We start from the raw sequence: 15,925 nt of genomic DNA, 5'->3' as shown, positions 1-15,925 counted from the left end.
GCTTTCTTTAGTCGGCGCTCTCCTTTGCCCAGAAAACGCGGATTTTCGACTGTAACACCATTAGAGTCTGTGTAGAACTCTTTGAGCCCCACGTCTAATCCAATAGCATTACCTGTAACTTCAATCTTCTCGGAACGGTCAACTTGAACGCAAAACTGGATGTAGTATCCATCGGCTCGTTTGACTAAGCGTACTCGCTTAATCTGGGTAAGCTGATAAAAATGTAAGTCGCGCGTCCCTTTCAGCTTAAGTTTTCCGATGCCTTTTTTATCGGTAAAAGTGATAGATTTTCGGTCAGTTGCCATCCGCCACCCGGTCGTTTTATATTCGACCGACCGATTGTCTTTCTGAAACTGCGGAAAACCCTTTTTCCCGGTAATTTTATTTTTACAGTTGTCGTAAAATCGGGCGATTGCCGACCACGCTCTTTCTGCGCTTGATTGTCGAGCCATGCTGTTGAGTTCATCGCAAAACGTCCATTCTTTAGCTAAAACAGCACTGTACTTATTCAAGTCATACTTGTTGACTTTTTGGTTTTCCATCCAAAAGCGCAATGCTTTGTTACGGATGAATTGTACTGTTCTAATTGCTTCGTCTACAGCGGCAAATTGCTGCTTTTTTCCGTATGCTTTGAATTCAAAAACTAGCATGACTTCGACCTCATCACGTTTTTCTTATGCTAACAACATCGGCTTAATATCGCTTGAGTTGTTCACAAAGCTTTACACGTAAGTTTCGTATACTATAAAGTTAGTCGTAAAAACTTGGTTCTAACAAAGGAAATGGGAGGCTTTAGCCTCCTTCTGTTTTTCTTCCCCGGACTAAAGTCACGGGGTTTTCATGCTTGATCGTTATAATCGATCAAAACTTCCACCCAGCTTGGTGGGCGCGGAATTGGGTTTCCCAAACGATATAATAGCAGCAAAGCTACTAAATGCACTACAAATAAATAGACAATATTGTTAACTAAAATCATCCCGGCGGCGATCGCCCCAATTGTGTTCAAACTCGGTACATTAAGCCAGCCCAGCTTCACAAACACCCATTCCACCATCTCTGTTACCTGGGCCGTTACGTAAACCCATAGATCCTGACCCACCAACGCTGACAGCAGCCAAAACCGAAAAAAGAAGCCGACAGTACCAATGAGAGCGCCCACACTAATAGAGAGTGACCAACTCGCTTTGCGCCTCCAAAGTCCTCCCAGCGCAACTCCCATAATTCCAAAAGGCATCACGTATAAAATGCTCCGCGTCGGGCCCATGAGTACCGACAGCAGCAAACCCGATACCAAAGCTGCCATCCAAGCTGCTCGGTTGCCCCAGCGCAAGTAAACCAGGGCGATGGGTATCGGAAAAAAAACCCGCAGCAAAGGCCCCAGCGGAAAGTAATAATTTACCAGCCAAATTAAGCTAGCGGTACTTGCCAAAAAAGCCGTTTCTACCAGCCTTAAAGGCGCTTCCCCAGAGATGTGCTTCCCCGGATCGGGATTTGGGCGATCGCCAGTCATTGCTGAAATATCGGCGGTTTGGGGCTCGTTATTTGTACTGGGTGAACTACCCGAATTAGACGCAGCATCTGCTGACAAAAAATCACTCATCCGATTTTAGATTTTAGATTTTAGATTTTACGGGACTGGCCCCCGATACGGCTGATTCCCGGTTTCAGTGTTTGGATGCCTCGCCGCCAAATTTAATATTGCTCGCAGAAACCGGGAATCAGCCAGGAGCGGAAGTCTTACAGCGGATTCCAGGTTTATAAAGTACACCCCAGAAACCGGGTTTCTTCTGGATTTCTCGCCAGAAATCGGTTTTATTCAAGAAACCCGGTTTCTCTGTACTTCACTTACCTGGAAAGTGCTGTATTTTCGATCGATTTTTTCAGCAAACATTTTCAGCAGCATTATTTTTCAATTTTGCCTTCCTGGATTACCAAAACCGAACAAGATGCGTGGTGAACGACATAATTGCTGACACTGCCGAGGAAAGCTTCTGCGAACCCCGTGCGGCCGCGCCTCCCCAATACTATTAAATCTGCGCCCCAATTTTCGGCTGCTTCACAGATACAATGCCCCGGATCGCCGTCCTTTTTGCAGTCAAATTCTACCTGCAATCCTTTTTTTGCTGCAGCGTCGCAGTAATTTTTTAGCAAACCCGAAGCGTGTTTTACGTCGCTTTCCAGCCGCAAACGTTGAGCTTGATAAGCTTGATCCATTAACTCGACATTCATGCCCAAATCTACCGGAATTGGCACTGCCGTCTCCCCCAGCGTGCTGACAGTAACGCAGTTAAATAGCATCACCTGGGCGCGATCGTTCAGAGCTAATTCTAAAGCTTGCGTGAAAACACGGTGGCCCAGTTCAGAATCATCTAAGGCGGCGAAAATTTTCTTAAAACTCACAGCTTTACCTCCTGCAGGAAATCATTAATATCACTTAGTTAACAGAGAGTGCTTTTGAATTAGATTCAATAAAAGCAAACTCTGATACTTCTAGACTAACAGACGCTCTAAGGCGTGCAGGTCGGGAATGCACAAAACGTCACGTTCGCGCTGAATAGTTCCTTTTTTTTCCAGCTTGCTGAGCACTCGCGTTACTGTTTCGCGAGCCAGCCCGCTGAGGCTGCTTAATTCTCTGTGTGGCAGGTTCGGTATTTCTGTACCTCCTGTTTCCAGGATTTTTTTGCCTTGCCCTTCGGCCAAAAATAAGAGAATATCTGCTACTCGCGAGGTACTGTCGGACTCTCGTAAACGCAGGCGGCGGTTGACTTGTCGCAGGCGACGCGCCATCAGTTGAGCTAGGCGAATGCCTGCTAGAGGCTCGGTATGAATGAGCTGCACAAAATCCTGAGATGGCATATTGCCGATCAGTGTCGGGGCTAGGGTGATCACATCTGTCGATCGCGGTGCTTCTTCGATCGCGGCCATTTCCCCGAATAATTCTCCTTTCCCTAAAATATTCAGTGTTACTTCTTTTCCGTCTAGGTTGTAGGTGCGAATTTTCACCCAACCATCCAATATAAAATACACTGATGTTCCCCAGTCATTTTCGAGTAAAATCACTTGATTTGACGGATGACTTCGGGTAACGATGTGGACAGTTGCTCTCTCGATTACAGGATCGGGTAATCCTGCAAAAAAAGGAGTAGAAACTATCAATTGATTTATATTAGAATTCGGGTCTCGGGTGTTAAAGCGGTCTTCCATGAGGCCATCATTTTAATTTATGCGCTTGAGCTGCGCTGGGCAGTTACAAATAGCTTGCAGCCGAGTCATTCGATTTGAGATTCCAGATTTGAGAAACAAGGATCTAAAATCGGCAATTTTACCTCTAAAGTTTTGCGGTCAAAGGCTCAATATGGTAATTAATAGCCTCAAGCTCTGATTGGGAGCTAGAAACTAAAGAATATACCATAATTTTTTAGATACATACCACTGAGCAAATTTTATTAACAAAATTTTAGCTATGTGGCAAACGACTGAGCCGATCGAATTACCTTTGAAAGCACTTCGCGAAGACAAGCTTAACACTGCTGAGAGATTTGTTGTCACTCGGCCTTGCTTTCGAGAAGGCAGAATCCACGATCGCAAGGGGTGCCACGGCAGACAGATCCCAAATCCGAGCAACTGCCTAGAATCTGGCCAATGTCAGCACGATCGGCAAAATCCACAGCCATTGCAAGCCTAAATACTGGCGCTCTTGGCGAGCGAAACCCTCCCACTTCCCAGCAAAATTTTCTGCTACCCAAGATTATTGTACCATTAGTATCTAGCCATGAATACAGATAATAGGCTATAATTAAAGGTTACTCAAATCCAGTATACGGGGATAATCCCGAATCTCGGTATCCCAAATCGCAAATTGTTTGAGGTTTTTTCCAAGTCGGTGAAAAATGAAGAGACAGTGGCGCGCAGACATCCTAACGAAACTCGCGGTGACAGTGTGGGGCTCTTTGTTCAAGCGGGTGAAGGCAAAAGTTGGTCGGGATCACAGCTATTCCGAGCAGGAATCAGCCTCCGGGTCAGGAAACTCGCCCCTGAGTCGCAGAATTTGAAAGCACTTGCAATTGATAGAAGCGGGCATTTGGTGCGGAAGTACCGGTTAACCTATGATAGGCAATAGAAGTTATCCGAAGACAAAAGGTTAATTAACTGTTGTCAGAAAATATTAGTGAATTATTGAGCGAAAGCATCCAGGATACAAGCCCCCGGATTCATCCGTCCAGAAATAAAAAACCTGTATCCGAGAAACTTGCCGAACGTATTTATCTCGCGCAAGTCAATGCTTCAATCTAAAATCTAAAATCTAAAATCTAAAATCGATTGACTTCAGTCTTTTGTCGGTAAAGTTTCTCCCAAGCCGCATTCCCAGAGGTTCCGCCCTTGAATTCTCAGAAGTACAAAATTCAAGCACTGATTGCTGAGATAGACGAGGTACTCAGCAAGCCCGCACCCCGCTTGCCTTGGACGGGTTCTCTTGATACTGTCCACCAGCGCCAACTTTTAGAGCGAGTTCGCGCTTATCTGGTTTCCTCAGACTCAAAGCTAACGGCCCCAAAGGCCGCGGCCCGCCAAAATGTCCGCCCCGAACCAGTTCCAGTACCCAAAGTGCCTCTGCCCCCCCCTGGCCCCTCAGCAGCAGAGCAAATCATGCTGGCAGTAACCGGAGAAATCAGCCACCTGCGTTCCAACCTGACAGGGCCGCTCCAAGAAGACATAGAAGCTCTGCGGCAAGAGCAGCAAGCTCTCATTCAAGAAATCAAACAGCTAGAAGCAAAACGGCAGCAGCAACAATCCCTAGCTCAGCAACAAGCCAACCAACAGCAAATCATTGGTGAATTCTTGCAGGTACTGACTGCCCGCTTGGAAGAAACCTTGACTAGCGATTTCTCCCAAATTCTAAATTCCCTAGAAAATCAGTTATTGCAAAGTATCTCAGCACCATACTCTTTGGGCAGTGCGCCTGATGAAGAATCGGCTATTGACGTAACACTTCACCGACAAACCTCAGAAGAACACCCGCTGCTGACGCCGGCTCAGAGGTTGGAGCAAATGCAACTTTTCCAATCTCATGCTGACAGTCTGCTGATGAGCCTCGATTCGAGGATGGCTATCGTGTTCGAGGCTTTGCAAGCAAATCTGCAAAGCTATCAAGCTTCCTTGAGACAAGAACTCGAAAATATGTACGGTTTGAACCAGCAGAGCGAGGCGATGTTCGCGGCTTTGGTCAACCATTTAGCTGCACAGTTGGGGCGAGAAGCTTCTTCCTACGTTCAACAGCCGATCGATTTAGCAAATAATCTCGAAACCGTCACCCCAACCGCAGCCGATCGATCTTCTGTCGCTCCCGCCCTTTCAAATACTCCGATCGAACACTCAGCCCCAGAGACTCAGACGGGAGACTCGGTGCAGTCCATTCGCACCGGCGAATTCGGAGAACAAGACAGATTTCCCTACGCCGGTACAGAAATTTCTCCGCAATTCAGACAGTTGAGGCGCGAACGCGATCGCATTCAAGCCCCAATTATGCTCCCGGAGTTGGAAGATAATTTGTTGGGTTCTACACCCGAAACATCTCAAAATTCAACTCTAGATACGGGGGAAGAATCGGACAATAGGTTTACAGAAACAGACGAAGAAATTGAGGATTTGTATGCAAGTTTGTTCGCGGGAGAAGCGGTTCCTGAAGTAGAATTACAAGTTGAAAGTTTCCCTGTAGAAAATACTGAAATTGAGACCCAAACTGAAGGTTTAGAATACCAAGCGACGACGGATCGGGAAACTGCCGAATCGCTAAAAATGACCGAAGATTTGTTTGTAAATCTGCTGGATGAAGGCGAATCTTTGGAAGAGATTTTAGGAGATGAAGATTCAGAATTTGTAATGGGGAATTCTGTAGAGTCTCTAACTTTAGATAGTGCAGATTTATTTGAACCGCAAGTGGCAAAAGTACCTCAAGTTTCAGCACCACCACCCTCAACTGCTGAGGTGAAAATTGACGGGGACGATCGAGAAAATCTAGAAACGGGTCAAAACCAAGGTGAGCAGTTCGACGCTGCGATGCCTGAATCGCCACCTTTGCCGTTGAGAACGCCAGCCGAAATTAGCCCAAACCTCCCCAGTGCCGAGTCTCATGTGCCAAGTATCGGTGAGGTTCAAACTGGCGAGTCCGGCACTTCGTCGCAGCGACTCGATGAGGAGTACATCCAAGCTTCGCCGGACGAGGATTTGCTGCCGATCGAGGAATTAGAAGATGACCTCGATCGAGCTCTAAATTTGGACAACAACACTCTGGAACTTTTGGAGGCAGACCTCTACAATCTGGAGGAAGTGGAAAATACTAGCTCCCGGCGATCGAATTTCTCAGTCGCTAACAGCTTGGATTTATCGGCGAGTTCCCCCGAAGGCATTGCAAACAATCCCTTTGCCGAGGTGGCAGAGGAAGAACTCGGCACGCTGGAGGATTTGTTCTCCGATGTTTTGGAACTATCCTCGGATGATCAACCTTTTGTTTTGGAAGACGAACTTGAGGATGATTTGTTGGCTGAGGAAGACGACTCGAATTTGACGCTAGACGAGATTTTGGCTAGTTTGACCGAAACCGATCGACCTTTGACTGATTCTCCCCCTCCAGAAACTGCCGAAACTAACGAACTGCGATCGAGTCCTCCAGAAAGTCAAAAAAAAAACCTAATTTCGACAGAGAGTAAAGCAGGAGTTGTTGAGGGGAAAACCGATTTTAGCGAGTTTGCCGAAACACAGCAGCAAGACTCGGCTGGGCATTCTGCAGCAGGTGCGATCGCCCCATCCCGACAACGCCGGAATTCTAGCTGGTATTTGGGCATTGATTTTGGTTCCAGCGGCCTGTCTGCGGCTTTACTCGATCGCACCAGTGGCGAATTGCACCCGATTTACTGGGAAGCATCGCAGGCTGAGGCTTGGCCAGCAGACGCCAGTTGTCGGATTCCCTCGGCTGCGGTGCTGACCCAAACATCCCCAGGTAGCCCAGGGTCAGAGGTGACAGTCAAGTCGGTGGGATTCCGACCCCAGGCTTTGCCTGCAGGAGAATTTTTACTGGAAAATTTTAAATTGCCTCTAAAGGTGGGCATTCCTTATCAGCGGGAGGCTGCTGGGATGTACGAACCGCTGTTGCAGTGGGATCCCTTGCAGGCTTTTTCGATCGCCTTGCCGCTGCAATGTGTGCGGGCGCTGCTGGCTACTTTGAATCCGAGTTTGCGGGGACAAAAATTTGCCGAATCGGGGGAAATTTTGGATTCTGCACCAAGGGCGAATTTTGCAGGATTGCCAGTTTCTAATTTAATTTGTAGGGCTTCGGGACTGACGCCAGAAACTCTTGATGCGGCGCTTTTAGACTTGCAGGGTGTAATTTTGGGGACTCCGGCCGGCTGGTCGGATGTTTATCGGTTTAATCTGCGGGAGGCGGTTTTGGGTGCGTCTCTGGTGGCTTCTGGTTCGCAAATTTTTGTGGTGGAAGATGCGATCGCCACTTTGCTTGCTGCTGTAACTCCTGTGAAAAATCGCATGGAAGTCGAGTCGTCAGCCGTGGATTCTGCTAAGGGCACTGAAGAAGCTGCACCGCTGACTGTGAATGCTTCGTCTTTTAGCGGGGGAACTTTGATTTTGAATGCGGGGGCGGCGACGGTGGAATTAGCTTTAGTTGAGTTGCCGTCTAATCTTCAAGATTTAACTCGTGCTGATTTTACTTGCCACAGTTTTGATGCGGCTGGCGATGCTTTCGATCAGGATATTATCTGTCAGTTGTTGGCTAAAAATGAAACTTGGGGAATGTCGATCGATTTGCCACGTCCTGGCCATCCCGATTTGCCGAGTCGCTATCAATTGCAGCAGCGGTTACAAGGTTCTGCTTTTGGCCTGCAATTGTTAGAGGCGGCAAGGCAAATAAAAGTTATTTTGCAACATCAAAAAAGTTTTGCTTTGGATATTGGTCAGCAGCATTGGGATGTGAAGCGCAAAGATGTAGAAAGTCTGGTTTTAGTGCCTTTTGTGCAGCAGTTGAACCGTGAATTGAATGCTTTGCTCAGCCGCGCGGGAATGTCGCCGGCGGGGATTAATCAGGCGATTTGTGCGGGGGGTATGGGTGCTTGGCCTGCGATTGCCCGCTGGTTGCGGCAGAAGTTGCCGAATGCGATCGTGGTTCAAGACCAGGAATTGCAGGGCGATCGAGATATTTTTGAGATTCACAATTCTGCATTAAATTCTGTATCTCAAAGTACAAATTCCCAAAAAATTGGTCGAGTTGCCTGCGGGTTAGCGAGTTTGGCTCTCTATCCTCACATTTTGGATGTGTCGCAGCAGCAGTACAGCGACTTTTTTCTGCTGTGGGAATTAATGAAGGTTTTGGGCGGGGAAACTTTGAGCTTTCAGGAAATTTTGCAGTTGTTGGAGGGCCAAGGCGTGAATACCCGCACCTGCGAACCCCGGATTTTGCGGATTTTGGAAGGAAATTTGCCGGCGGGACTTGTGCCTGCGGAGGAAGATTTCATGCTGCTTGCCGAGGAGTCAAGGCAAAATCCTGATTGGGAAGAAATTTGGGCTGAGCCGCTTTTCTTTGAAGATGTCTCACGCGGTTATCGGTTGAATCTCGAACACGCCTTTGTTGTTCGCAAATATTTAGGCAAACTCGCCTCTAGCAGCCAGCAAAAATTGTTAGAACCGCTAACACTTGCTTGGGATGTTCGCACCGATATTTATCGCTAAACGGCAAAAAACCCGGTTTCTAAGTAGAATCCTCCCTGTCTTCCGGGAAGAGTCCTAGCCGAAACCAGGTTTTTTTGCGTCCCGGACTAACTTTTTTCTGTAAATTTACGTAAGTTTACAGAAACTTTATACGTTTTTATAAAAAATACATAGAAACTTTATAAAAGTGTGATTGCTTTTTAAAGATTGTGCAAAGCTGAGTATTTCAGGTTCAGCAGATTTGGGATGGCTAATAAGATGGACGTAAGAGATCGTTAAAGTTGAGAGAAATCATATGAAATTTCCGATGGGTGCCTCGTCGAAATCATCATTATCACAAATGCTGTCCTTATTTTTTCAAGAATCTACTTACAATGTCTGTGTATCAAAACAACAGGCTCACCGATCCGTAACGAGCAAGGTAAAACGGTCGATCGATATTTTGGGTGCGCTGCTGGGACTGGCAATTGCTGCTGTGGTGGCGGTGCCGGTGGCTGTGGCGATGCTGTTGGACAATCCGGGCCCGCTGCTGTACAGTCAAGTCCGCTGCAGCTTCAAAGGGCGACATTTCAGAATATGGAAATTTCGATCGATGGTTGTCGGTGCAGAAAATCTCAAACATTTAGTTAGCAACCAAGCCAAGGGTCACATTTTTAAGAATGAAAATGACCCGCGAATTACCCGCGTCGGCCGCTTCTTGCGGAACACGAGTTTGGACGAGTTACCTCAATTCTGGAATGTGTTAGTTGGCGACATGAGTTTAGTGGGAACTCGACCGCCAACTCCCGATGAAGTGGCTGCCTATGACGAGTTCCACTGGCAACGTTTAAATGTCAAACCCGGTCTGACTGGGGAGTGGCAAGTCAACGGACGGTCTAGAGTTAAAGACTTTGACGAGATTGTCCGCATGGATCTCGACTATCAGCGCAAGTGGTCTGTTGTCTACGACATCACTCTGATTTGCAAAACAATTTCGGTTGTGTTGAGCAAAGACGGCGCGTGTTAGGTAAACTGTTTTGGGTTGTGTGTTTGTTTGTTATGAGCTGCGATGCGATGAATATAGAGCTAAAATCTGTTTTTCTAAAAGTTAAACAGCTACAAAAAATGTTAAATTAAGGGCAATCTTTTTACAAGGTTGCCCTTAATTTTTTTCCTCAGCCTTCTTCCTTTTTCCTTCTTCCCTCTTCCCTCTTCCCTCAGCCCTCTTCCCTCTTCCTTCAGCCTTCTTCCTTCTTCCTTCTTCCTTCTTCCTTCGTTTTATGATGAATTTGCCTAATTTGATTACTTTTTCTCGCTTGCTGGGAGTGCCTTTTCTGCTCTACGGTTTGTACGACCCAAGCGCGCAAAGCCACTGGATTTGCACCGCGATTTTTGTGGTAGCTGCGGCTACTGATTGGCTGGACGGCTATTTGGCTAGGAAACTGAATCAAATTACCGATTTGGGTAAGTTTCTCGATCCTTTGGTGGATAAATTGTTGGTTCTCGCGCCGCTTTTAGTGTTGATTGAGTTGGGAAAAGTGCCGGCTTGGGGAGTGTTTTTGATTTTTGGTCGGGAGTTGACAATTGCGGGGTGGCGTGTTAATAAAACTACGATTTCGGGAGCTAATATTTGGGGGAAGTTGAAGACGGTGAGTCAGATTGTGGCGATCGCCCTTTTAATTGCTCCTTTATCTGAAGCGTGGGATATTCCTGCGATAATTGCTTTTTGGGTTTCTGTGGCTTTAACTTTGGTTTCTGGCGCTATTTATCTGTGGCCGGAAAAGACTGCTGAGGAAAAGTAAGTCGGTTTTTAAACCGCAGATGAGGGCAGATGAGCGCGGATTAACGCAGATAAAAACTTCGATTTCGATATATTTGTAGGGACACGGCATTGCCGTGCCCTAGGCGTAGCTTAATAATGACTCCCTGATTTCCGGTAGTGCACGGCTGTCACTCCGTCATTTTTCAGCAAATGACCGTTTTCAACCGCTGCATATACTACCCAGTGATCGCCGCATTCCATCCGACTTATCACTTCGCATTCGAGATAAGCTAGAGCCTCAGTCAAAACCGGACATCCGTTGCTAGCTTCCGTTGTTTCGACTCCCGCAAATCTGTCTTCTCCCGGAGCAAAGTTTTTCATGAAATACTTCCGCAACTGTCGGCCTTCGGCTAAGATATTCAGCACAAATTTATCTCCAGCGTACATCAAAGCTTCGATCGATCGATCTTTCGCCACCGCAATCGTCACACCGGGCGGATTAAACGTTGCTTGCGACACCCACGAAGCCAGCATCGCACTGGCGACTTCCCCCCGCTTCGCCGAGAGTACGCACAGCGAACCAACCAATCTCCCTACTGCTTGTTCAGTGCGATCGCTCCCCGCTGCTAACTGGGGTTTCGGTGCCCGCAATTTTTGCGATCGAATCAAAGCTTGAGCAAAATCCGTTCCCGCTTCTTTACACTCGTGAATCGTCGCCGCCGTCGGCTTAAATTTGGCTCGAATCGGCTCAAATCCAATTCGATAGCCGGCATCTTTCAGCTTATTTTCCACTAAGTCGATCGCCTCTCCACTCCAGCCAAAAGAACCAAAAACCCCCGCTAATTTGCTCTTAGTTGCTGTAGATAAAACTATTCCCAAAGCTGTTTGAATTTGCGTCGGAGCGTGTCCTGCTAGCGTGGGAGTTCCGATGATAAATCCCGCGCATTTTTCGATCGCCTCTTGAATTTCTCCCGGTTCGGCAAATTCGCAGTTAATACTTTCCACCGCCACGCCGGCTTTCGTAATTCCTTTGGCGATCGCCTGCGCTAAAGTAGCCGTATTTCCGTAAGCCGAAGCATAAATCAAAGCAACTGTCAAGTCTTTTGAATTTTGTTGCTGGCTCCATTCCCGATACAAATTGCTCAGTTCATTAAGGCCGTAACGGACGATCGGGCCGTGACCGGGAGCATAAAATGCTGCGGGTAAATCGGCGAATTTATCCATTGCCGTCAGCACTTGTTTTGCCTGAGATGCGTGCAGGGAATCGTAATAATAGCGCCGATCTTCGCTGTAAACGCTCCACCCTTCATCAAATACTTGGTCGCCGCAAACGTGAGCTCCAAATAGTTTGTCAGTGAACACGATTCGAGTGTGCGGATCGTAGGTGCAAAGTTGGTCAGGCCAGCGGGGAGTCGGAGTCGCGATGAATTTTAAGGCGTGACCTTTTCCTAAGTTGAGAGTTTCCTCTCCCCGAACGACCATAATGTTTAATTCTTGGTCGGGGAAAGCGGCGCGCAAACTAATTGCTGCTGGATTCGTGCAAACCAAAGCTGCTTCAGGAGCTAATTCTAACAGAGCTTTAATTGTTACTGATCTGTTAGCATTGAAATGCCCCAAAATTATGTAATCCAGCTTGGTCAAGTCCACCCGTTGCTGTAAAAAATCGATGTAATTTTGAGTAAAAGATTCCCCCGGCGGATCGAACAAAGCAGTTTTGTCAGCTTGAATAATATAGCTATTGGCTGTCGTCCCCTTTTGCAGCGAATACTCGACTTCAAATTTGAGTCTGTCCCAAGTGCGCGATCGCACAATAAAAGTATCGAGTGCGATCGGGATAAACTGCACATCGCGGGGTTTGGCATCCGATGCGAGTCTAGGAGTCAAAGTATTAGTCATTTATTGCACCTATGAGAAACTGAACTACAGAACTTCTTTTGATTTCGTGCCAAAACTTGGTATCTACAATGTCAAACCTTGCACCTCTACCCTGTAAATTGGTATCCAGGTCAATCAGAAATTCCCTGGTTTTCAAATCGTCGCCAATTTGGATAAAGCTCACTCCAATTTCTTCATCTTTATCTATTTTATTTGCCGCACTTACAAGAATTTCGGCAACAGCAGCGGTATTTTCGGGTTTTTGATCTAAAACTGCAACAATTATTGTTCCGTTTTTCCCTTTGGCATTTGGTTTGCTTGCAAAATAATCACTAAAAGTTGCTTTCAGAGCTTCTTCCAAATTAATTGCAGTGGGGTTTTCTGAATCCGGTTCCGTATTTTGTCGCTGCAAAATTTGAGCTAACCGCGCAACATTGGAATTTTGATACTTCCACATAGGAGTAGAAGCTTCGTAAACGGTGATGCCGTCGCTGTCAAATTGCTGACATTTTTTTGCTAAGTCGATCAGAGATGCCTGTGCTTCTACCCAATCCTCGTACCAAGGATGGTGAGGGTCTCTGCTGGCATCGCTTCTGGCAATAATAATTGTGTAATCTCGGTCTTCTAAAAGATTGGCAGGCATTGGCAATTCCCCTATTAAAATGAAGTCTAAATGACAACGGTTTGCCCGGTTTGCTGCTGGTGGCGCACCCAACACCCAGAAGCCGGTAAGGTGCGCCACAAGCACCCAAAGTTGAGAGTTTTTGGCTAGCCAGTTGTGTCCTGGACTGTAATTGTAGGGTGCGTCAGTAGATAGTCGATGATGAAGTCGAATAAAACATCGGCTGACGCACCTTACTAATACGTTTGGGGTATGTTGACTCAGACAGTCAATCAATATATCGTTGAATTTCCCCTTTGCACCTGACAACAGTCAACTGTCAACTATCAACTGACAACTGTCAACCGTCAACTGACTTCCTAATAGTGATTTCCCACTTTGCGGTGGTGAACAGCAGGCAGTGCATCGGGATTGGATACGCGGCCGCTATCAACGATCGCATATACGATATGATGATCCGAAAGTTCCATCCGGCTGACTACTTCGCATTCCATGTAAGCTAAAGCATCTGTCAGAATTGGAGAACCGTTGGTTGCTGGTTGAGTTTTAACTCCGGCAAATCGATCGGCACCAGGAGCAAAACGCTTTAAAAAGTGCCTCATCAAAGTTTGATAATTGCCTTCTTCCAGCACGTTGAGAACAAATTTATCTCCCGCGCGCATCATCGATTCGATCGCCCGATCCTTCGCAACTGCTATTGTTAAACCCAGCGGTTTAAAGCTGGCTTGCGTTACCCAAGAAGCTAGCATCGCACCGCTAACCTCGCCTTTTTGAGCGGTAATGATGTACAGTCCGCCGCTGATTCTTCCCAAAGCTTTATCGAGGTCGCTGTCGAGGGATTTCATCTGTTTGACTGCTTTGTCCCGCGTCAGCCACTGTCCTAAGTCAGTGCCGGCTTCGTCGCAAAGTTGATAACTCGCTTCAGTCGGTGATTCTTTAATTAAAATGTTGGGAAATGCTTCTTTTAAACCCAACTCTTTGAACTTGTTTCGCAGCGGGTAAATCGATGCGTCATCGCCGCCGCCGGATTCACACAAACCGAAAGATTGTTTGTTGTTAGCTGCAACTAAAATTGTGTTGATTGCGGCTTCGGCATTTACAGCAGCAGTACCGCCACTCGGTGGCGAACAAATTACGATACCGGCAGCATTACTGACAAGTTCCGCAACTTCTTGTAAGTCGGCGATTCTCAAATCCATCATTTCCACAGCGACACCTGTTTTGGTGATACCGTGGGCGATCGCTTGGCTGAGTCGATCGCTAAATCCGTAGTCGGAGGTGTAAAATACCGCTACAGTGGTTTCTGCCTTAGCTTGCGCTTGGCTCCACTTTTTGTAGCGTCCGGTAAGTTCCACCACATTGTGCCGCAGCAGCGGCCCGTGACCGGTCGCAACTGTACCGATTTCTCCCAATTCTGCCATCCGCTTCATCGCAGCGAGTACCGATCGAGCATTGGGACCCATCAAACACTCATAATAAAAGTGGTAATCTTCCTCAATTGCTGCTAAATCGTCATCGAAGGTGCTGTCGGAACAGTAGTGCATCCCGAAAGCGTCGCAGGTAAACAGCACTTGAGTTTTGCTGTCGTAGCTGAAAATAGTATCAGGCCAGTGCAAGTTCGGCGCCGATACGAATTCGATAATGTGGCCGTTTCCTAAATCTAGTTTGTCCCCGTTTTTGACCACCAATCGCTCAAATGGTTGGTGTACAAGGTTTTCTAAAAATTGAATTGCTACTTTCGCCCCCACGACAATCGCTTGGGGTGCCAGCGCCAACACATCTTTGACTAAACCGCTGTGGTCTGGTTCGGTGTGGCTGATAATTAGATAGTCAATCTCTTTGGGGTCAATTTCGCCCGTTAGAGTTTCCATGTATTGCTGGCGAAACTTCTCGTGCGAGGTATCCACGAGGGCCGTTTTTTCACCGCGAATGATGAATGAGTTGTATGTTGTACCGTTTTTGAGTCCGAATTCGATGTCAAAGCGGTCTCTATCCCAATCCAGGCATCGAATTGCCGTTGTGTCAGAGGCAATTTCGACTTTTTCCACCGTCAATCTGCGTTGGACTCGTTCAGTCAGCGCTACCATCAGTGCCTCCTTGTCTTTTACCCATTACCTTATTGTCTTCATTCTGACACGTTTTTTTTGTAAATCTTTATAAAATTTCCTATCACTCAGTTAAGCATCCCAAAACTGATCTCTATGTATTGACAAAAACCTAATATGTGTGCTATGGAAACCGAGTTCGATCGGTTGGGCGATCGAACTTGGTTTTGCATGGAAATTGCGATCGAGCAGTCAGTTAGGATCGCGAATTAAATAACTTACAATTTTAATTGTTATTGTGGGATGGGCGTCCCGCCCGTCCACTCATGACGGGCGGGACGCCCATCCCACTTTCAAGAGTGGAAGTTATTTAATTCTCATTCCTTAGTTAGTACCAACTTAAAAGCTGTACAAAATGTGCAGTAAGACGATCGAATAAAAAAAGCCCAAATCCACAGGGCAAAATCGATTCAGTGAAGTAAAGCTATGTCCGAAAGTTCCTTTGATAAAACTAAAAACTGCCCAAAATATACCGAATGTCAAAGTACCATCTTGGTTTGATTCTCCCATCTTGTGGGCGATCGCTAAAGCCGCCTTTTGGTTAATCTTAGCATTGCTCCCAGTCTGGGGAGTTGGCAGATGTGGTAACTGTTACGTTTTTATCAACAACAAATTAAGGATTAAGTAGGTAATAGCAAAAAACACTAATATCCAATCGATTAATTTAGGGGCGAATTTTTACCAACAATAATTGCCAAAAAACTACGCTCTCAAAAACTCCATCCCAATGGCAAATCGCCATCTATTTTTTTCAAAATATAGCAATCCTCGCATCAGTTGTAAAAATATGTAGGGGTAGTGCTAAGAGTGACTACCCCAGCCTGCATCGGGGCAACCGGGCGTTGGTTTTTCCCTACAAGAATTACA

Annotated in this window: 11 protein-coding genes; 4 read left to right on the top strand and 7 right to left on the bottom strand. The window is 46.6% G+C overall.

Annotated elements, in window-relative coordinates:
* The 4 genes from QT984_RS23550 to QT984_RS23535 all read right to left on the bottom strand — a co-directional run.
* A partial coding sequence (locus QT984_RS23550) for a transposase (RefSeq protein ID WP_333273700.1) occupies positions 1-650 on the bottom strand: 650 nt, incomplete at its 3' end.
* A 188-nt stretch (positions 651-838) separates the two neighbouring features.
* Complete coding sequence (locus QT984_RS23545; RefSeq protein ID WP_333058206.1) at positions 839-1,600, bottom strand: DUF2232 domain-containing protein; 762 nt, start codon at positions 1,598-1,600, stop codon at positions 839-841.
* 302 nt (positions 1,601-1,902) lie between these two features.
* Positions 1,903-2,400, bottom strand: coding sequence for a universal stress protein (locus QT984_RS23540; RefSeq protein ID WP_333058207.1), 498 nt, complete (start codon positions 2,398-2,400; stop codon positions 1,903-1,905).
* A gap of 90 nt (positions 2,401-2,490) precedes the next feature.
* Positions 2,491-3,204: a Crp/Fnr family transcriptional regulator gene (locus QT984_RS23535; protein WP_190663937.1), complete on the bottom strand. Its 714-nt coding sequence runs from the start codon at positions 3,202-3,204 to the stop codon at positions 2,491-2,493.
* A 259-nt stretch (positions 3,205-3,463) separates the two neighbouring features.
* On the opposite strand from QT984_RS23535, the gene QT984_RS23530 reads away from it, so the two are divergent.
* The 4 genes from QT984_RS23530 (at position 3,464) to pgsA (ending at position 10,496) form a co-directional block, all read left to right on the top strand.
* The gene (locus QT984_RS23530; RefSeq protein ID WP_333260648.1) at positions 3,464-3,685 is read left to right on the top strand and encodes a hypothetical protein; all 222 of its coding nucleotides are present in this window, start codon (positions 3,464-3,466) and stop codon (positions 3,683-3,685) included.
* 695 nt (positions 3,686-4,380) lie between these two features.
* Complete coding sequence (locus QT984_RS23525) at positions 4,381-8,736, top strand: hypothetical protein (protein WP_333375075.1); 4,356 nt, start codon at positions 4,381-4,383, stop codon at positions 8,734-8,736.
* A 319-nt stretch (positions 8,737-9,055) separates the two neighbouring features.
* Positions 9,056-9,721 carry a sugar transferase gene (locus tag QT984_RS23520; protein WP_333375073.1) on the top strand — a complete coding sequence of 222 codons (666 nt, stop codon included), beginning with the start codon at positions 9,056-9,058 and terminating at the stop codon, positions 9,719-9,721.
* 256 nt (positions 9,722-9,977) lie between these two features.
* Complete coding sequence (gene pgsA, locus QT984_RS23515; protein WP_333233757.1) at positions 9,978-10,496, top strand: CDP-diacylglycerol--glycerol-3-phosphate 3-phosphatidyltransferase; 519 nt, start codon at positions 9,978-9,980, stop codon at positions 10,494-10,496.
* 110 nt (positions 10,497-10,606) lie between these two features.
* Here the strand turns inward: pgsA and QT984_RS23510 are convergent, their stop codons facing one another.
* From QT984_RS23510 to QT984_RS23500, 3 genes are read right to left on the bottom strand one after another with little or no spacing between them, the layout of a single operon-like run.
* Entirely contained in the window at positions 10,607-12,352 is a 1,746-nt protein-coding gene (locus QT984_RS23510) for a diflavin flavoprotein (protein WP_333315319.1), read from the bottom strand.
* Positions 12,345-13,262, bottom strand: a complete 918-nt coding sequence (locus tag QT984_RS23505) for a hypothetical protein (protein WP_333375071.1) — start codon at positions 13,260-13,262, stop codon at positions 12,345-12,347. The genes QT984_RS23510 and QT984_RS23505 overlap by 8 nt, the downstream gene beginning before the upstream one ends.
* A 50-nt stretch (positions 13,263-13,312) precedes the next feature.
* Positions 13,313-15,040, bottom strand: coding sequence for a diflavin flavoprotein (locus QT984_RS23500; RefSeq protein WP_333207639.1), 1,728 nt, complete (start codon positions 15,038-15,040; stop codon positions 13,313-13,315).
* Positions 15,041-15,925 lie beyond the last annotated feature (885 nt).

The organism is Microcoleus sp. Z1_B2 (assembly GCF_036700325.1).
Lineage (GTDB): Bacteria > Cyanobacteriota > Cyanobacteriia > Cyanobacteriales > Microcoleaceae > Microcoleus.
Note: the sequence above shows the minus strand (reverse complement) of the source record. Positions and strands in the feature narration are given on the sequence as shown.

Coding starts and splice junctions, on each gene's coding strand:
- QT984_RS23530 (WP_333260648.1), top strand. CDS start 3,464: ATGTGGCAAACGACTGAGCCGATCGAATTACCTTTGAAAGCACTTCGC.
- QT984_RS23520 (WP_333375073.1), top strand. CDS start 9,056: ATGCTGTCCTTATTTTTTCAAGAATCTACTTACAATGTCTGTGTATCA.
- QT984_RS23500 (WP_333207639.1), bottom strand. CDS start 15,040: ATGGTAGCGCTGACTGAACGAGTCCAACGCAGATTGACGGTGGAAAAA.
- QT984_RS23510 (WP_333315319.1), bottom strand. CDS start 12,352: ATGACTAATACTTTGACTCCTAGACTCGCATCGGATGCCAAACCCCGC.
- QT984_RS23545 (WP_333058206.1), bottom strand. CDS start 1,600: ATGAGTGATTTTTTGTCAGCAGATGCTGCGTCTAATTCGGGTAGTTCA.
- QT984_RS23535 (WP_190663937.1), bottom strand. CDS start 3,204: ATGGAAGACCGCTTTAACACCCGAGACCCGAATTCTAATATAAATCAA.
- pgsA (WP_333233757.1), top strand. CDS start 9,978: ATGAATTTGCCTAATTTGATTACTTTTTCTCGCTTGCTGGGAGTGCCT.